Source organism: Duffyella gerundensis, assembly GCF_001517405.1.
Taxonomy (GTDB): Bacteria; Pseudomonadota; Gammaproteobacteria; order Enterobacterales; family Enterobacteriaceae; genus Duffyella; species Duffyella gerundensis.
Genome location: NZ_LN907827.1, coordinates 3,381,353 through 3,400,165, shown reverse-complemented (window position 1 = coordinate 3,400,165; position 18,813 = coordinate 3,381,353). Strand labels below are relative to the sequence as shown.

Here is an 18,813-nt window from a genome sequence, read left to right as displayed (position 1 = left end):
CTTCGCCGAAAACATAAAAAATTATTATTGGTCATTTGACCACTCAGCTGTTTCAAGGAATCCCATGCGTAATAACCAGCCGATCACTCAGCAGGAGTATCTGTTTGACGATCATGCCACGCTGATGTCCACCACCGATCTCAACAGCCACATTACCTACGCCAACGATGCGTTTATTGAGGCGAGTGGTTTTTCTGCGGAAGAGATCGACGGCCAGCCGCATAATCTCGTGCGCCATCCCGATATGCCGCCGGAAGCTTTTGCGGATATGTGGGCGACCCTGAAACAGGGCGAGCCGTGGACCGCGCTGGTTAAAAACCGGCGTAAGAATGGCGATCACTATTGGGTACGCGCCAACGCTATTCCTGTGGTGCGCGACGGCAAGGTGCACGGCTTTATGTCGGTGCGCACCAAACCCAACGCGGCAGAGGTGAAACAGACCGAAGCGTTATACCGTGATTTTCGCGAAGGCCGCAGCAAAGGCCGCCGCTTTCATAAAGGGCTGATTGTGCGCCGCGGCCCGGCGCAGATTTTCTCCCTGTTGAAAACATTGCCGCTGCGCTGGCGCATTCGCAGCCCGCTGATCGCGCTGCTGCCTGCCACCGTGCTGGGCGGCTGGCTGCTGGGTCTGCAGGCGGGCGCGCTGGGCATATTTGCCGCCGGTATGGCGCTGCTGCTGGCGCTGGTCAGCGCCTGGCTTGAGCAACAGATTTCACGGCCACTGGAGCGCGTTTGCCAGCAGGCGCTGCGCGTTGCTACTGGCGAAAGCCACAAGGTCGATCAACTGGATCGGGTGGATGAAATTGGTATGACGCTGCGTGCGATTGGCCAACTGGGATTGATGTTCCGCTGGCTGGTGGATGATGTTAGCGGCCAGGCGATCAACGTGCTCAGCGCCAGTGACGCGATTGCCAGCAGCAACAACGAACTGAGCCGCCGTACCGAACAGGCGGCGGCTAACGTGCAGCAAACCGCGGCCACCATGAATGAAATGACCGCCACGGTGAAGAGCAATACCGACACCGCGGCGCAGGTCAACAAGCTGTCGATGGCCACCAGCGACGCCGCGCTCAACGGCGGCAAAGTGATGAGTGATATGGTCGGCATGATGGCCGAAATTAATGACAGTTCAAAGCGTATCGCTAATATTACCAGTGTGATCGACGGCATTGCTTTTCAGACCAACATTCTGGCACTCAACGCGGCGGTAGAAGCGGCGCGGGCAGGTGAGCAGGGTAAAGGCTTTGCGGTCGTGGCGGGTGAGGTACGCAGCCTGGCACAGCGCAGCGCCAAAGCGGCCAGCGAGATCAAGCATCTGGTAGAGACCAGCGCGGTGCGCGTGAAATCGGGCAGCGCACACGTCGATGAAGCGGGCACCACCATGCAGAGCATTGTGTCGCAGGTGCAGAACGTGACCACGCTGATCGCGCAGATCAGCAGCGCCACCGCCGAGCAGGCCACCGCACTGAGTGAGGTCAGCAAGGCGGTAGAGGATCTGGATGATATTACGCATCAAAACGCCGCCCGCGTGCAGGAAGGCGCCGAGGCATCAGGCCGCATGGCGCATCAGGCAAACCGACTGGTAGAGGCGATCAGCGTATTCCGGTAGGAGGCGCGCCGGAAAGCGCGGGAGTTTCTGCCCGAAAGCGGGCTGCTTTTTAAGGTCAACGGCCATTTTGTTCTGCCTTGCAGGCGGCCTTTTTAAGAGCCAGGTCAAGGGCCAGGTCAAGGGCCAAGTCAAAGGCCATTTCGTTCTGCCTAAAGGCAGCCCGAGCAGGGCCGGCAGTCGCCCCGGCCCTGCACCCGCGCTATCCGGCAAACACAACCGCCCGCCTCAGGCGGGTACCTTCGTCGGTTCACATTTCTTCACGGACCGCTCGCGATTCGCTCCTGCTCAGCGCTCCCTTGTCCCGCCATCCATGGCGGGACATCCTAAAATGTTCACCTCCTCAGCAGTTGTGATGCCTCCTCAAGGTCAAAACCCAAGTCAAAACCTAGTTCAAAACCTAGTTCAAATTTTTTGATTTTGGTTTTGGGTTTATTTTTGAATTCAGGTCTTAATCTTTTGATTTTGATCAGGGTTTTGACCTTGAGGAGGCATCACAAACGCCGAGGCAAAAGCGTTTTCCAGGGCGAGCCGCAGGGATGCGGCGAGAGGACGCGTTGAGCTGGGAGCGAATCGCGTCCGGTCCGTCAGGAAAAGGGTTTTGCTGAGGGAACCCGCCGGTGGCGGGCGGTTGTGTTTGCCGGATAGCCGGGGTGCAGGGGCGGGGCGCATGCCGCCCCTGCTCGGGCGGCCCGAAGGGCAGAACGAAATGGTCGTTGACCTTAAAGACGTTGACCTTAAAGACGTTGACCTTAAATACATTGACCTTAAAAGCCCGCCTGTAAGGCAGACGAAATGGTCGTTGACCTTAAAGACATTGACCTTAAAAGCCCGCCTGCAAGGCAGAACGAAATGGCCGCCGCCATACTCCCCAGGCGGTGCCCCACCGCCATCCCCAATTCCCTGGTATTCTCTCTCCTAAATGATTATTATTCTCAAAAAAGTCGTTATTTTTTCTCTTTGATGCGGTTGCAATGGAGTCAGTTAATTAGCAGCGCTGCAATCCCGCAGCGGCTTTTGCCATGGAGAAGTTATGAACGCTGTGCAAAAAACAGCTCAGTGGGCGCTACGTCCGCTGGTGCTCGCTTCCTTATTACTGTCGACGGCCGCGTTAGCGCAGCCCGGTGAAACCCTGAATCAGCCGGTGGCGAAGGGCGCTTACGAGCTCGCTTTTAGCGGCAGCGACAATGCGCTGTTCCTGGCGACGTCGCAAAGTCGCAGCCTCGATAAAGGCGGCGTGGTCTATCGCCTTGATCCACAAACGCTGGCGATTACCCAGATTATCCACAACGATCTTAAACCCTTTGGCGCCGCCATCAATCCGCAGACCAACACGCTGTACGTCGGTAACTCGGTAGAAGGTGCAGTGACCGCGATCGATGCCAGCAGCGGTGAAGTGCGTGGTCGGCTGGTGCTGGATGCGCGTAAACGATCCAAAGAGGTTAAGCCGCTGCAGCCGCGTGAGCTGGTGGTCGATGCGGCCACCAACCGCGTCTATATCAGCGGCGTCGGTGCGCCGAGCGTGGTGTGGGTGGTGGATGGCAAAACCATGCAGCTGCTCAGCACCGTGCCAGATACCGGCAAGGGCGGCACGGGTCTGGCGCTGGATGCAGCGGCGCAGAAGCTCTACGTCACCAACGGCGAGGGTGAACTGATCACCGTCAACACGCGTACCAACGCGGTTGAGAAACGGCAGAAGCTGGAGGAGGGCCAGGAGCATTTCTTCCTGAATATCAGCCTGGATACCGCAACCCATCGTGCCTTTATCACCGATTCAAAACAGGCGGCGGTGCTGGTAGTGGACACCCGCAGCGGCAAGGTCGTACACAAAATTGCCGTGCCGGAATCGCTGGCGGTACTGTTTAATCCGCAACGTCAGGAGCTTTATGTCACGCACCGCAAAGCGGGCACGGTCAGCATTATTAATGCGCGCAACTACAACGTATTGCAGACCATTACCGCACCGGGTATGCCTAACAGCCTGGCGCTGTCGGCCGATGGTCAGGCGCTCTATGTCAGCGTGAAACAGGCCAGCTCGCCGAAAAAAGAAGCCACCGCGCCTGACAGCGTGATGCGCATCGCCCTCAAATAAACCCTGGCCGGGACGGCACGCCGTCCCGCATTTGCGCACTCATCCATCACTTTACCTCGCACGATCAACTACATTTAACCCTTTCTGCCGCCATTTCTGGCGCGCTCAACACCATCGGAGAGGATGTTATGAGCCAGTTTTTTTTCAACGATAAACAGCACGTGGTTAATGAAGCGATCGAAGGCGCACTGCTGAGCACGCCGTGGGCCAACCTCAGTCGGCTTGAGGTGGGCGAAGAGATTCGCGTTGTGGTACGCAATGACTGGGATAAGAACAAGGTCGCGCTGATTTCTGGCGGCGGATCCGGTCATGAGCCCGCGCACGTTGGTTTTGTCGGTAAAGGCATGCTGACGGCGGCGGTGTGCGGCGATATTTTCGCTTCGCCCAGCGTCGATGCGGTACTTAGCGCGATCATTAACGTCACCGGTGAGGCTGGCTGCCTGCTGATTGTGAAAAACTACACCGGCGACCGCCTCAACTTTGGCCTGGCGGCCGAAAAAGCGAAAAACCTCGGTTACAAGGTCGAGCTGGTAATGGTGAAAGATGATATCGCGCTGCCGGATAATCCGCAGCCACGTGGCCTTGCCGGTACGGCGCTGATTCACAAAATCGCCGGTGCCGCCGCAGAAGCGGGCAAATCGCTGACCGACGTCACGGCCATCGCCAATCGCGCCATCAACGCCACGTCGAGCATCGGGCTGGCATTTGCCACCTGCCATCTGCCGGGCGAAGACCGTGATGAGCGGGTGAAGGCGGGCGAAAGCGAGTTAGGCATGGGCATTCACGGCGAGCCTGGCGTCAGCACGCTGCCGACGCAGAACAGCCGTGAGATTGTCGACACCATGACCGGCAAACTGCTGGAAAACCTGCCAGCAGAGAAAAAGGTGCTGTTACTGATCAATAACCTCGGCGGCTTCTCCATGCTGGAGATGGGCGTGCTGACGCGCGAGGTGATGGCCTCTGCGCTCGGCGACCGCATTACTCATCTGGTCGGCCCGGCGACGCTGGTCAGCGCGCTGGATATGAAAGGCTTTTCGCTGACCACACTGCAGCTGGAAGCGGACTTTCTCGATGCGCTGCAGGCGCCGGTAGAAACCAGTGGCTGGCAGCCGCTGCGTGTCGCTGGCGCGGCGCAGACGATTAAAGGCGAGCGCGTGGCGCGTCTGCCGGACGCCACGCCATCAGAAAACGCGGCGGTGGGCGCGGTGGTGAGCAGCGTCAGCCAGACATTGGTGGATCTGGAAAAGGCGCTTAACGATCTCGATGCCAAAGTGGGTGACGGTGATACCGGCTCCACGTTTGCGGCCGGTGCGCGCAAGGTGCAGCAGGAACTGAAGGCGAACCGTTTGCCGCTGAACCAACCGGCAGCGCTGCTGGCGCTGGTGGGCGAACAGCTGGCCACGGTAATGGGCGGCTCAAGCGGCGTGTTGATGTCGATTCTGTTTACCGCTGCCGGACAACAGCTTGAGCAGGGCGAAAAGTTACCGCAGGCGCTGCTGGCCGGGCTGGAGCAGATGAAACATTACGGTGGCGCGCAGCCGGGCGATCGCACGCTGGTCGACGCGTTGCAGCCTGCACTGGAAGCGTTGGTCGCAGGGAAAAGCCTGAAAGAAGCGGCAGAGGCGGCGAAGCAGGGCGCTGATGCCACGACGCAGATGAACGCAGCGAAAGCGGGTCGCTCATCGTATCTTAATCAGGAGAGCCTGCACGGGGTGAAAGATCCGGGGGCGTACGCGGTAGAACAGGTTTTTGCTAACCTCGTCTGATCGTAGTGGCTTCCGCCCTTAAGCGGGCGGAAGCTGCACAACTACTTTGAATCCATCAGCTTTTCGTGGTGCGGCACATCGTCAAGAATCTGCTCAAAACTGCGCAGACGCTTGTAGATCGACATCAGTTCAATCAGCGTCGACCACGAGTTGATCAGATACTGGAAGGAACTGCGCACCTGATCAAACACGTTGCTGATTTGGCTGAGCAATCCCAGCGTAATAGTGCCAGCAATGATCGCAGGAAACAGCACAAACAGCCCGAACAGGCTATCCACCTGCAGATAAAGGATGCGCGTCATATTGAAGTAGAGATAGTGAAAGTAGAGACGAAAATAGTTATGACGCACACGACTGAACAGCTCGGCCACCGTGGGCGGCGTGGCGCGGTTGGCATCATCTTCGCCATACACCAGCTCTTTACGGTAGGCCGCTTCCACCCGCTGATTACGAAATTCCAGCCCCGGTAATTTTATCCCTACTACCGCCAGCAGCGAGGTACCAAACAACGACCAGGCCACGGCAATAATCACCAGTGCGTAGGGCATTGAGCCAAGCAAAGGCACGGTGGGCACATGTTTTGATAAAACAATCAGCACCGGCAAAAATGCCACCAGCGTCATCACGGCGCGAATTAAGTTAACGCCCCAGCTCTCCAGCGTGGTGGAAAAGCGCATGGTGTCTTCCTGCACACGCTGCGAGGCGCCTTCCACATGGCGCAGGCGCTGCCAGTGCGTCATATAAAAGTTATTCATCGCCGTACGCCAACGGAAAATCCAGTGACTGATAAAAAAAGCGTTAAAGATGCCAATGATCACGGCGACTAGCGCAATGCCCAAAAATCCCCACATCTGGTGATAGAGATCTTCAATGGGCACAGAGCCCGTTTTGTTGAGCGCTTTTTGAATCAGATCGTAAAAGGGAGCGTACCAGGCGTTAATCGCTACATTCACCTGCACATCAAACCAGGTAAAGAAGATGATCAGCGCGGAGCCAAGCACCGACCAGCGCTGCCACGGGTGCGGGCTGCACACCGCCCAGACGCCAGCGAACAGCGCTACCGCAATGACAAAATAGGCATAAAACCAGAGCTGTGACGGCTGCACAAAACGCAGCACGCTATTCGGCAGCGGCTTGTTAGCGTACTCCGCCAGCGCAGGCAGGTGAAAAATGATCTCATTGCCACCGGCGAACCAGAATAAGATAACCAGCAAACTCCAGATAGCGGCGGAGCTGAAAAACAGGCCCGGACGCGGAAAAAAAGATGTAAACATAAGCACTCCACAGTTGCGACTGCACTGTTATAACGTCAAACCGCTTTGCCGTCTTCAGAAGGTTATGAAAGGAGGTTACAAACCCAGCGCAGGCCTCCGCGCTAATGTGCTCATTATGTTAATGAATTTGTGCGATTTTGAAAAAGTCGTCCTATTTTTGCGAAAAAAGAGTGTTACAATCGCGCTTTGTTACCAGTAACATTTGCGATTACCCTATAATTTACCCCTCATAACAAAGATAAATCGCTAACACCCAATTTTGTGCCGCTTCGCAGTGGTGCTAAGGCAATGTCATGTCAAAAGAGAAACAGGGCCATTCGCGTCGGGATTTCCTGCTGCGTACCATCACGCTGGCGCCCGCCATGGCGCTCGGCAGTTCCGCCGTGGGCTCGCTGGCCATTACGCCAGCCGTTGCAGCCGACGTGCGTCCGGTTGAGGATCAGGAAGCGCGGGCGTATCAGCCGAGCTGGTTCACTCCCGAAGAGTATGCATTTGTTGCCGCCGCGGTAGGCCGCTTAATCCCGAAAGACGATCGGGGTCCAGGCGCCGTGGAAGCGGGCGTGCCGGAATTTATCGATCGCCAGATGAATACGCCGTGGGGCACCGGCTCGAACTGGTATATGCAGGGACCGTTCCATCCCGATTCGATCAAAGAGCTGGGTTATCAACTGCCGCTGGTGCCGCAACAGCTCTATCGGCTGGGCATTGCCGATACCGACGAAGCAGCCAAAGCGCAGTACGGCAAAATTTTTGCGCAGCTCGACGCCAGCCAGCAGGATGCGCTGCTACAGGCGATGGAAGCGGGCAAAGTTGAATTTAAACAGGTGCCTGCCGCAACATTTTTCACCTATCTGCTGCAAAACACCCGCGAGGGCTTTTTCTGCGATCCGGTACACGGTGGCAATCAAAATATGGTCGGCTGGAAGCTGGTCGGTTTTCCAGGCGCACGCGCTGATTTCATGGACTGGGTTGAACGGGACGTTAGCTATCCTCTGCCGCCAGTTTCCATTCGCGGAGAGAGAGCATAATCATGGCAAACGTAATGAAAAAAGTAGACGCGGTGGTGGTTGGCTTCGGCTGGGCTGGCGCGATCATGGCCAAAGAGCTGACCGAAGCGGGCCTCAACGTGGTGGCGCTGGAGCGCGGCCCACGTCGCGATACGTATCCTGATGGATCCTATCCGCAGGTGATTGACGAGCTGACCTACAACATCCGCAAAAAGCTGTTTCAGGATCTCTCTAAAAGCACCGTAACCATTCGTCATAATGCCTCGCAAACCGCTCAGCCTTATCGCCAGCTGGCGGCATTTCTACCGGGCAACGGCACTGGCGGCGCCGGTTTGCACTGGTCTGGCGTGCATTTTCGCGTCGATCCGATTGAGCTGAAAATGCGCAGTCACTATGAAGAGCGCTACGGCAAGCAGTTCATCCCGGAAGGCATGACCATTCAGGATTTCGGCGTCAGCTATGACGAACTGGAGCCGTTTTTCGACAAGGCGGAAAAAGTGTTTGGCACCTCCGGCACGCCGTACACCGTGAAGGGCAAGCTGGTCGGCGACGGCAAGTTTGGCAACCGCTTTGCGCCCGATCGCTCCAGTCCGTTTCCGCTGCCCGCACAGAAGCGCACTTATTCCGGCCAGTTGTTCGCCAAAGCGGCGGAATCATTGGGTTACCATCCTTACGATCTGCCTTCCGCCAACACCTCGGGCCGCTACACTAACCCTTATGGCGCGCAGATGGGCCCGTGCAACTTCTGCGGTTACTGCAGCGGCTATGTCTGCTACATGTATTCCAAGGCATCGCCAAACGTCAACATCTGGCCAGCGCTGCGCCAGGAGCCGAAGTTTGAGCTGCGCGACAACTCTTACGTACTGCGGGTTAACCTCAACGACGAGAAAAATCGCGCCACCGGCGTGACCTACGTTGATTCGCAGGGCCGTGAAGTGGAACAGCCCGCGGATATCGTTATCCTCTCAGCGTTCCAGTTCCACAACGTGCACCTGATGCTGCTTTCCGGCATCGGCAAACCGTACAACCCGATCACCAACGAGGGCACCGTTGGCCGTAACTTCGCCTACCAGAATATCTCTACGCTGAAGGTGCTGTTAAAAGGCGACGAGCACACCAATAACTTTATCGGTGCCGGCGGCGCGGGCATCGCCATCGATGAATTCAACGCCGATAACTTCGATCACTCGAAGGTTGGCTTTGTTGGCGGTTCACCGATCTGGGTGAATCAGGGCGGTACCAAGCCGATCTCCGGCATGCCGACGCCAACCGGTACGCCAGCCTGGGGTAGCAAGTGGAAAGCTGCGGTGGCCGATCACTATACGCACCACGTTTCCATGGATGCGCACGGTGCGCACCAGTCGTATCGCGCCAACTATCTCGATCTCGATCCGAACTACAAAGATTCGCACGGTCAGCCGCTGCTGCGTATGACCTTTGACTGGCAGCCAAACGACATCAAGATGTCGCAGTTTATGTTTGCGCGTCAGCAGGAGTTAGGGCGGGCGATGAATCCGGTCGGCATGACCGGCTCGGCCAAAAATGCCAACAGCCATTTCGACACCACGTCCTATCAGACCACGCACCTTAACGGCGGCGCGATCATGGGGGAAGATCCAAAAACCAGTGCGCTGAACCGTTATCTGCAGAGCTGGGATGTGCACAACGTCTTTGTGCCTGGCGCGTCCGCCTTCCCGCAGGGACTGGGCTACAACCCAACCGGCATGGTGGCGGCACTGACTTACTGGGCGGCGAAAGCGATCCGGGAGCAGTACCTGAAAAACCCCGGTCCGATGGTGCAGGCATAAGGAAAATGGTGATGAAAAAAAGCGTAATGGCTCTGCTGCTGAGCACCGTTGCCTTCACGGCGCTGGCTGAAGACAACAGCGGTGCCGAGCAGATTAAACGCGGTGAATATCTGGCGCGCGCCGGGGATTGCATCGCCTGTCATACCACCACCGGCGGTAAGCCGTTTGCCGGTGGTCTGTCGATGGACACGCCAATCGGCACCATTTACACCACCAACATCACGCCGGATAAGAAAACCGGCATTGGCGATTACAGCTATGACGATTTCCAGCAGGCGGTGCGGCATGGCGTGGCGAAAAATGGCGATACGCTCTATCCGGCGATGCCTTATCCGTCGTATGCCGTGGTCAACGATGAAGACATGAAGGCGCTGTACGCCTATTTCATGCACGGCGTGCAGCCGGTGGAGCAGGACAATCGCAAAAATGATATTCCCTGGCCGCTCTCAATGCGCTGGCCGCTGGCGGTCTGGCGCGGCATCTTTGCACCGGACGTGAAGGCGTTCCAGCCCGCTCCGCAGCAGGATGCGGTGGTGGCTCGCGGCCAGTATCTGGTGGAAGGATTGGGACACTGTGGCGCGTGTCATACGCCACGCAGCATCACCATGCAGGAAAAAGCGCTGAACAATGGCGAAGGCACCGACTTCCTGGCGGGCAGTAACGCACCGATTGATGGCTGGACCGCCACCAGTTTGCGCGGCGACAACCGTGATGGCCTTGGACGCTGGAGCGAAAGCGATCTAGCGCAGTTCCTGCGCTATGGCCGCAACGATCACACTGCGGTGTTTGGCGGCATGACCAACGTGGTTGAGCACAGCCTGCAATACCTGACCGATGAAGATATCACGGCGATTGCCCGTTATCTGAAGACGCTGGGCGCGAAAGATCCGAACCAGGTGGCCTTCAGCAAGGATGACACCGTGGCACGGGCGTTGTGGAACGGTGACGACAGCAAACCGGGCGCGTCGGTGTATATCGATAACTGTAACGCCTGTCACCGCTCAGACGGCATCGGCTATAAGCGCGTGTTCCCGGCCCTGCAGGGCAATTCGGTGGTACTGGCGGACGATGCGACCTCGCTGATCCACATCGTGCTGACCGGTTCCACGCTGCCAGGCTTGAAAGGTGCGCCTTCAGATATCGTGATGCCGGGCTTTGGCTGGCGCCTGAACGATCAGCAGGTGGCGGATGTGGTGAACTTCATTCGTACCAGCTGGGGCAATACGGCGAAAACCAGCGTGACGGCGAAGGATGTTGCCGAAGTGCGCAAGCTCGAGTACGTGAAAGAGAACCAGGGGAACAAGAACCTGGAGAAGCTGCCGCAGCTGCATTAATAAATCAACCGGCGCAGGACGCGCCGGTTTTTTTTGCTCAGAGAAAATCTTCCCGTTGCGGGGTAAACGTATCCAGCAGCGTGCCCGCCTCAAGACAGACACAGCCATGCACCACGTCGGGACGCTTATACAGCGTATCGCCCGCGCTGACCTCTTTGGTCTCACCATCAATCGTAAAGGCAAAGCGACCGGATAGCACATAGGTAAGCTGCTCATGCGGATGATGATGCAGCGGACCCACCGCACCCTGTTCAAAGCTGACTTCCACCGCCATCATGGTGCCGCCGTGCGCCAGAATGCGTCGGGTCACGCCGTTGCCCAGATCGTCTGTTTGCGTCGTCTCTCTATAGATGAACATCGCTACCTCGCCTGTTATCCGATGAATTTGTGAAGGCATTCACATCTTTTAGTGCCTGGAAACCATGCACAATACAACTTTTTCGTTAAAATGAAACAACGTTTCAATTAAAAAGTGACAGGTGTGATATGAAAATTGCCTTAATGATGGAAAACAGCCAGGCCGCTAAAAATGCAGTGGTGCTGAAAGAGTTGCAGGGCGTTGCGGATCAGCAGGGTCACGCGGTGTTTAACGTCGGCATGAGCGACGAACAGGATCACCACCTTACTTACATTCACCTTGGCATCATCGCCAGCCTGCTGCTGAACAGCAAGGCGGTGGATTTCATTGTCGCGGGCTGCGGCACCGGGCAGGGCGCGCTGATGTCGTTGAACATCCATCCGGGCGTCAACTGCGGCTACTGTATCGATCCTGCCGACGCCTATCTGTTTGCGCAGATCAACAATGGCAATGCGCTGGCGCTGCCGTTTGCCAAAGGCTTTGGCTGGGGTGCGGAGCTGAACCTGCGCTTTATCTTTGAAAAAGCCTTTACCGGTGAAAAAGGCCAGGGCTATCCGCCGGAGCGTAAAGAGCCGCAGGTGCGCAACGCCGGGCTGCTCAATCAGGTGAAAGCCGCGGTGATCAAAGATAACTATCTTGATACGCTGCGCGCCATCGATCCTGAGCTGGTGAAAACCGCGGTCAGCGGTCAGCGGTTCCAGCAGTGTTTCTTTGAGCAGTGTCAGGATAAAAACATCGAAGCCTTTGTGCGTGAGGTGCTGGCGGCCTGATGCTAACCGACGCGGGCGGCGCGCTGCCGCTCGCACTTTTCTGCATTCTCTTCTCCCTCTCAGCGTTGCTTATCCTCCTTGATTCCCGGTTTCCCTGCTGGCGATTTAACGCGTAATGCCATTTACATCTTGTTGCGAAGTGGGCTGAAAAATAAGCAATAGTGCGGCTTTTTACGCTGTTTTGCCCGTCTGAAAGCGGCGGTTTCCGTTCATGGTCTACACTCTGTGCGAGGCAAACAATTAACACAACCCACGTACGGAGGTGGCGATGAAAGTCAGTCCTTATCTGTTTTTATATGGTCGTTGTGAAGAGGCGATCGAATTTTATCTGCAGGCAACCGGTGGTGAGCTGCTGGGCAAAGTGACCTTTGGCGATATGCCGGATCAGGATGAGCAGATTGGCGATAAAGATGCGACGCCGCAGCCACCAGAAAAAATCATGCATGCTCGTCTGCGCATTGGCGAAGGCGAAATCATGCTGAGCGATGGCAACACCGATAAAGGCCCGGCTTCGTCACATGCTGGCTACGCGGTGAGCCTGGCGACAGAAGATGAAGCGCAGGGTAAAGCCTGGTTTGAGAAACTGTCGGCCGGTGGTGAAGTGACCACGACCTGGCAGAAAACCTTCTGGGCCGAAGGCGGTTTTGCCATGTTTATCGATAAGTTCGGTATTCCATGGCGCATTAACGTATTGAAACCAGAGTAAGACGTGGTTTTCCTCACCCGTTTCCGCACTGGAAAGGGTGAGGAGTCTGTATCATCAACGCCGCTTTATCAGAAGTTGTATCCCACCACCAGGTAGTAACCCCAGCCGGTTGATTTCACTTCACGATTGTTGGCAAAGGCCAGTTCGCTGCCGTCTGCCCACTGTCCGCCATTGTGGAAATAACGTGCCACCGCCGAATAGTGCCAGTGATCGTATGCAAGCGAGAGAATGTGGCTGGAAGCGATAGAGTTGCTGGTGCGCGTCGAGTTGCCGTTGTCGTTGAGGTCAGAACCCCAGTCGAAGTTGGTAAAGCCAACGTAGCCAAGATTACCGCCCCACAGTTGGGTGATCGGCACAAAGTATTTCACCTTGAAGCGATAGCCATCCCAGCTGTTCTCGTTTGGCGCGCCGTAGTTTTCCCACTGGTATTTGGCGTAGACGTTCAGGGAGAGGCCAATGTCGCTGTGGGTGTCGATATCGGTGCCGAGGCCCATATACCAGGTGTTCTGGCGGTTATCGCTGTTGCGACCCATATCGTAAATATAGTTGTTGGCAAAGTACCACTCTTTGAACGGACCAAAAGCCAGGTTGGTGCCGGTCAGCTTGTCGATCGAGAAGCGCGGCTCAATCTCCATAAACATCGGTGAGCCGTGGTCAAATACGCCGTTGGCGTTGCTGTTACCCGCGCCAAAGAAGTTGGTCAGATCGAGATAGCCGTAAAAATCGAACCAGTCTTTGTGAGCGAAGGCTTCATATTCCAGATAAACGTCGTTATTAAACTGCGGTCCAAAACGCGTGTGATAGCTGCCCACCACGTTGGCGCTCTGATGCCACCAGTCGGAAACATACTGCGGGTCAGAAGGCCCGGCAGCCAGAGAAACGCCGCTGTATGACATGCTCAACAGCGCGCCTGCAATCATCAGTTTATTTTTCATGAAAGTGACCACTTGCTATCGCTCTCGCTTATGGGTGCGGGAGTCAGTTTTAAAAGAAATCCCAGGGAGTCGGGAGGAGGCTGCTGCCATTTCCGCTGGCCGCCGAGGGGGAGTTACGCCAGCGCTGACGTAGGGTGCCCATATCCAGACGATAGAAAATAGATTTTGATCACGATTGTCAAAGTTTGTTTCATGATGATTCCGCTCAAATGTGACTCAACTCACAAAAGTAACGCAAACGTTTCCCTTTTTGCCTCCAAAGCCAAATTGCAGGCGAAAAAAAAGGGGCGAATCATCGCCCCTTATTACCGTTGGAAAGGTTACTTATTGTCTGGCAGTGCGTAGGCGATAATGTGGTCGCCCATGGTGGTACCAAACGAACCGTGACCGCCAGCAGAGATAACAACGTACTGCTTGCCATCCACTTCATAGGTCATCGGCGTTGCCTGGCCGCCTGCTGGCAGACGTCCCTGCCACAGCAGTTCACCGGTGTTGGTGCTGAATGCGCGCAGGTAATTATCGGCGGTAGCCGCGATAAAGAAGACGTTACCGGCGGTAGTTACCGGGCCACCCAGCATTGGCATGCCGAGTTTAAACGGCATCGGCACAGGTGCGCTGTCGCGAACGGTACCGATACGTTTTTTCCAGACAACCTGATTGGTTTTCAGGTCAACCGCAGAGACATAGCCCCAGGCGGGTTGCTTACACGGCAGGCCAAACGGCGACAGGAACGGGTTCAGTTCAACGCCAAACGGCACGCCGTACTGTGGCTGAATACCTGACTCGGTACCGGAACCGCCTTTGCTGCCTTCTGGTGGCTCAATCGGATTGCCCGGACCACGTGGAATCAGCTTGGAGACGAACGGCAGCGCCATTGGGTTAGCAATCGCGATCTGACGATCGGTATCTACGGCAATACCGCCCCATTCAAACATGCCGAGGTTGCCAGGGAAGACCAGCGTACCCTGCTCAGATGGCGGGGTGAACGGACCTTCATAGCGCAGACGGTGGAAGATCACACGGCAGACCAGCTGGTCAAACATCGTGGCGCCCCACATATCTTTGCCGCTCAGGTTCTGCTTCGGACGGTAGGTCAGCTCAGAGTAAGGCTGGGTTGGAGAAAGGCGATCGCCTTTAGCCGGGCCTTGCGGTACTGGCGTTTCCGGTGCCGGTACAACCAGCTTGCCATCACGACGGTCGAGCACAAAAATGTTACCGGTTTTCGCCGGGGCGTAAACCACCGGTACGGTGTTGCCATTTTTGTCGGTGATGTCAGCCAGCGTTGGCTGTGAAGGCAGGTCCATATCCCACAGATCGTGGTGAACGGTTTGATAAGACCATACTAGCTTACCGGTTGATGCATTCAGCGCCAGCAGGCTGTTAGCATAACGCTCTTGCTCTGGCGTACGGTTGCCACCCCAGATATCTGGTGTAGACACGCCCATAGGCAGGTAAACGATATCCAGCTTCGCATCATAGACAGCCGGTGCCCATGAGTTTGGCGAGTTGAAGGTGTAGTGCTCGCCTTCGCCTGGGATCTTGTTCGGCTCTTTCGCGCCGGGATCAAATGCCCACAGCAGTTCACCGGTGTTCACATCAAAACCACGGATAACGCCTGACGGCTCGCGGGTTGAATAGTTATCGGTAACCGCACCCGCAATCACAATCACTTTATCGGTGATGATTGGCGGCGAGGTTGGCTCATAGGCGCCAGGGGTCTGGTCTGGCTGTTTGTGCTGCAGATCCAGTTCGCCGTTGTTAGCGAAGTCCGGGCAGCGCTCGCCGGTAGCGGCATCCAGAGAATAGAGACGACCATCGTTCACCGGCAGAATAATGCGGCGAGCACACAGTGCTGGCTGCGTACCTGCTGGCGTAGCGGCCGCTGCTGGGGTTTCATGATACGAAACGCCGCGGCAGGTGATGTGCTGGAAAGTCGGGTTCTGCTTCAGCTGTGGATCGAATTTCCACTTCTGCTTACCGGTTTTCGCATCCAGAGCAAACAGAATCTGGTGAGCGGTACACAGATAAAGCGTGTCGTTGACTTTGATCGGCGTCACTTCGTTGGTGATTTCGCCCGGATCGTTAGGTGTCTTCAGATCGCCGGTCTGGAAGCTCCACGCCTGCTGCAAATCCTTGACGTTTTTCTCGTTGATCTGCGTTAGTGGGGAATAGCGGGTGCCTTCCTGCGTGCGGCCATAGGCTGGCCAGTCACCGGCAGGGACGGTGCCCTGAGCTGGCGCCTGCGCAGCGGATGGCAGCGTACCGTTGATTTCCTGTGGATCGTTAAACACCGCATAGGCCAGCACGCCAGCGCTGATCACCAGGCTGACAACCATCGCCATCACCGGCGTTTTGCTGGTGGCGATAAAGCCGCGGTAAACAAAAGGCAGAATCAGCCAGATGCCAAAGATCACGATAACGTCAGAACGCGGTGCCAGTGCCCAGAAGTCGAAACCGACTTCCCAGACGGCCCATGCCATGGTGCCAAGCAGGAACAGCGCATAAAGCAGCAGCGCGTTGCTGTTACGCCGCCAGATCAGTCCCGCTACGATCAGCATAATAATGCCGCTGATAATGTAGTACCAGGAGCCTCCGATGGCGGTGAGCCAGATTCCACCGATCAGCAAATACGCGCCGCACAGTGCCGCAAAGAGCACGGTAAGCACGCGAATAATGCCGAGTGATGAGGAGCTTTTCCCCATAATATTAACCTCGTTTGAGTTGCCATAATAACTTTGAAAACAACCGATTAGATTGTTTGCGATGTATAAAGTACGGGTGTTCTGTCAGGCGTTTATTTTTCTCTTCCGATGAGAAAACATTCCAGTTATGGTTATTTTATATTAAGACAATTTTTATGGTTTGTTTTTTTTAGCGAAAATGTCCGCTGTTAGTAATTAGCGCAACATTTTGTAGGGAGAACCAGCTGATATGGCGCTGTCTCAGGGGCTACAAGCCCAACGACAAAGCGTTTAAATCGGTGAGTGTTTAATTAAAAAGCGTATCGGCAACCTGTTGCTGCCAGCCGGTTAAATTCAGCGCAGCACAATCAACCTGATTTAACGGTAATTCCCGACTGCGAATAATAACCTCCGCTTGTTGATCGCGAAAATGTTCCAGTAAATAAGGAAAGCTAAACTTACGATAATTATCCGCAAAGAACGCGTGGTTAATTACCACGCCGGTAAAAGGAAAGGCTTTTATCTGATCCCAGTCCGTTTCCCGTTCGGCAAAATCATAGAGCCACAACGAGTGCGCCTGCGCCAGCTGCTGAAGCTGCTGGGGTTGGTGGTGAAGGTGTTGATAATTAACGGCGAAATTAACCCGTAACGAGGCGGCAGCCATTTCGCTGGCAATGGCGCTTATCCAGTGAAGATGCTGAAGATTGACCGGCAGAATAATTACGTCCGCCTGCGAAACGGCACGATGTGGGCGCGCCATAATATCGCGTGCTACGTCAACGGCGTCGCCAATAGCCTGGCAACGCTGCAAACATCCGGGAAAGCACAGGCTGGCCTTGTCGCTGCCAAAAGAGGTAACGACTTCGGTAATTAAAGAGGATTGCAAAATGGGCTCATCTAAAGTTATGAAAAAACCGGAAAAATAATGGAGTCATGGTCGCAGCGGTATATGACGTTATGGCACGACCACGCATTTCTGGAGGAAATATAGAACAGTTTGCGCAACAAGATCACCCTTTTTTCTGGCCGCTAAAAATAATAATGGTTACCGGTATCACGAGTGAGTTTTTTTAGGGCCAGTCGAAACTAATGATTAATTTAATTTCACTTAAAACAATAACAACGCTTATCATTTTAGCCGTTATGCCAGCGACAATGTGCAGCACAATAAAAAGAAACGCTGCGCGCTGAGCACAACGCGCGGGCAACCACTTTGATGAGATGACGGGATACACTATGGCCTTACCTTCCACGTCGGGCGAGGAATCGCTGCTGCGCCATCGGGCGTTTGTGGCTTTCTGGCTGGCGCGCACCTGCTCTTCGTTTGCTTTTCAGATGCTCTCCGTGGCGGTGAGTTGGCAAATCTATGCCATCACCAACAGCGCGATGGCGCTTGGCCTGATTGGCCTGATGCAGTTTATGCCGTCTGTGATCCTCGCGTTACCGGCCGGCCATCTGGCCGATCAGCGCGATCGCCGTCGCATCGTGCTGGTAGCGCAGCTGGTTGAGCTGACGGCAACAGCGGCGCTGGTGGCGGTGTCATTGCTGCACCATGCTGACCAGATCACGCTGCTGGCGCTGGTATTTCTGTTTTCGGTAGCGAAAGCGCTGGAAGGGCCGTCGATGACCTCAATGCTGCCGTCGCTGGTGCCGCCCGCGATCCTTGCGCGCGCCACCGCAGCCAGCGCGGTCTCAACGCAAACGGCGGTGATTGCCGGACCAACGCTGGGCGGCTTGCTCTACGTCGCCGGGCCGCACGTGGTTTACAGCGTGGCGGCGCTGTTTTATCTCATCTCGATGGCGATGGTAAAAATCCTGCGTTATGAGCGGCCGCAGCAGCCTCGTTTACCGATGAATGTCACCACGCTGTTTGCCGGGGTACGCTTTATCCGTGAGCGCCGTGACGTGCTGGGCGTCATCTCTCTTGATCTATTTGCGGTACTGCTCGGCGGCGCCACGGCGCTATTGCCTATTTTTGCTAAAGACATTTTGCACACCGGTCCATGGGGATTGGGCATGCTGCGCGGTGCGCCTTCGGTGGGCGCGCTGCTGGTGGGTTTCTGGCTCAGCCGTAATAAGCTCGATCGCCATGTGGGTATGATCATGTTTGGTTCAGTGGCGGGATTTGGCATCGCCACGCTGCTGTTTGCCTTGTCGACTCAGCTCTGGCTATCGCTGCTGGCGCTGTTCGCGCTGGGCGGCTTTGATATGATCAGCATGGTGATTCGCGGTTCGCTGGTGCAGCTTGATACGCCGGACGACATGCGCGGTCGGGTCAACGCGGTTAACTCTATCTTTATTAATACTTCCAATCAGCTGGGTGAGTTCGAATCAGGCATGCTGGCGGCATGGATCGGGGCGGCACCCGCCGCGGCGATCGGCGGTATCGGCACGCTGGTAGTGGTTGGCGTCTGGATGGTGTTGTTCCCGCACCTGCGGCGGCGGCAGAAGCTGGAAAGCGCCGAATAACGGCGCA

Annotated in this window: 14 protein-coding genes; 9 read left to right on the top strand and 5 right to left on the bottom strand. The window is 55.9% G+C overall.

Translation table 11 applies throughout. The annotated features are described in order from the left end of the window. Window positions 1-64: 64 nt before the first annotated feature. From EM595_RS15610 to EM595_RS15595, 3 genes are all read left to right on the top strand, one after another. Entirely contained in the window at window positions 65-1,609 is a 1,545-nt protein-coding gene (locus EM595_RS15610; protein WP_067434146.1) for a methyl-accepting chemotaxis protein, read from the top strand. Window positions 1,610-2,639: 1,030 nt separating this feature from the next. After that, window positions 2,640-3,698: a 7-bladed beta-propeller protein YncE gene (gene yncE, locus EM595_RS15600; protein WP_067434140.1), complete on the top strand. Its 1,059-nt coding sequence runs from the start codon at window positions 2,640-2,642 to the stop codon at window positions 3,696-3,698. A 128-nt stretch (window positions 3,699-3,826) separates the two neighbouring features. After that, on the top strand, window positions 3,827-5,464 hold the full coding sequence (locus EM595_RS15595; protein ID WP_067434138.1) for a dihydroxyacetone kinase subunit DhaK: 1,638 nt from the start codon (window positions 3,827-3,829) through the stop codon (window positions 5,462-5,464). A 41-nt stretch (window positions 5,465-5,505) separates the two neighbouring features. On the opposite strand, the gene sbmA is transcribed toward EM595_RS15595, so the two are convergent. After that, the gene (gene sbmA / locus EM595_RS15590; protein ID WP_067434135.1) at window positions 5,506-6,738 is read right to left on the bottom strand and encodes a peptide antibiotic transporter SbmA; all 1,233 of its coding nucleotides are present in this window, start codon (window positions 6,736-6,738) and stop codon (window positions 5,506-5,508) included. Window positions 6,739-7,031: 293 nt separating this feature from the next. On the opposite strand from sbmA, the gene EM595_RS15585 reads away from it, so the two are divergent. The 3 genes from EM595_RS15585 to EM595_RS15575 are packed head-to-tail and all read left to right on the top strand — an operon-like array spanning window position 7,032 to window position 10,887. Beyond that, entirely contained in the window at window positions 7,032-7,766 is a 735-nt protein-coding gene (locus tag EM595_RS15585; protein ID WP_067434132.1) for a gluconate 2-dehydrogenase subunit 3 family protein, read from the top strand. A gap of 2 nt (window positions 7,767-7,768) precedes the next feature. Next, entirely contained in the window at window positions 7,769-9,553 is a 1,785-nt protein-coding gene (locus tag EM595_RS15580) for a GMC family oxidoreductase (protein WP_067434130.1), read from the top strand. Window positions 9,554-9,564: 11 nt separating this feature from the next. After that, complete coding sequence (locus EM595_RS15575) at window positions 9,565-10,887, top strand: c-type cytochrome (protein ID WP_067434127.1); 1,323 nt, start codon at window positions 9,565-9,567, stop codon at window positions 10,885-10,887. Window positions 10,888-10,924: 37 nt separating this feature from the next. Here EM595_RS15575 and EM595_RS15570 read toward each other — a convergent pair whose 3' ends face one another. Beyond that, window positions 10,925-11,245 (bottom strand): cupin domain-containing protein, encoded by a 321-nt coding sequence (locus tag EM595_RS15570; RefSeq protein WP_067434124.1) that lies wholly within the window; start codon window positions 11,243-11,245, stop codon window positions 10,925-10,927. A 128-nt stretch (window positions 11,246-11,373) separates the two neighbouring features. Between EM595_RS15570 and EM595_RS15565 the strand changes: the two genes are divergently transcribed. Beyond that, window positions 11,374-12,015, top strand: coding sequence for an RpiB/LacA/LacB family sugar-phosphate isomerase (locus EM595_RS15565; RefSeq protein ID WP_067434122.1), 642 nt, complete (start codon window positions 11,374-11,376; stop codon window positions 12,013-12,015). A 268-nt stretch (window positions 12,016-12,283) separates the two neighbouring features. Beyond that, window positions 12,284-12,721 (top strand): VOC family metalloprotein YjdN, encoded by a 438-nt coding sequence (yjdN, locus tag EM595_RS15560; RefSeq protein WP_067434120.1) that lies wholly within the window; start codon window positions 12,284-12,286, stop codon window positions 12,719-12,721. 68 nt (window positions 12,722-12,789) lie between these two features. On the opposite strand, the gene EM595_RS15555 is transcribed toward yjdN, so the two are convergent. The 3 genes from EM595_RS15555 to EM595_RS15545 all read right to left on the bottom strand — a co-directional run bounded on the left by EM595_RS15555 (window position 12,790) and on the right by EM595_RS15545 (window position 17,223). Next, a complete protein-coding gene (locus EM595_RS15555) occupies window positions 12,790-13,656 on the bottom strand; it encodes a nucleoside-specific channel-forming protein Tsx (protein WP_067434119.1) in 867 nt (288 codons plus the stop codon). Window positions 13,657-13,976: 320 nt separating this feature from the next. Next, on the bottom strand, window positions 13,977-16,358 hold the full coding sequence (locus EM595_RS15550; RefSeq protein WP_067434117.1) for a glucose/quinate/shikimate family membrane-bound PQQ-dependent dehydrogenase: 2,382 nt from the start codon (window positions 16,356-16,358) through the stop codon (window positions 13,977-13,979). Window positions 16,359-16,644: 286 nt separating this feature from the next. Next, entirely contained in the window at window positions 16,645-17,223 is a 579-nt protein-coding gene (locus EM595_RS15545) for a hypothetical protein (protein ID WP_067434114.1), read from the bottom strand. A 350-nt stretch (window positions 17,224-17,573) separates the two neighbouring features. Here EM595_RS15545 and EM595_RS15540 point away from each other — a divergent pair, with 350 nt between their 5' ends. Further along, window positions 17,574-18,806 (top strand): MFS transporter, encoded by a 1,233-nt coding sequence (locus EM595_RS15540; protein WP_067434111.1) that lies wholly within the window; start codon window positions 17,574-17,576, stop codon window positions 18,804-18,806. Window positions 18,807-18,813: the final 7 nt, after the last annotated feature.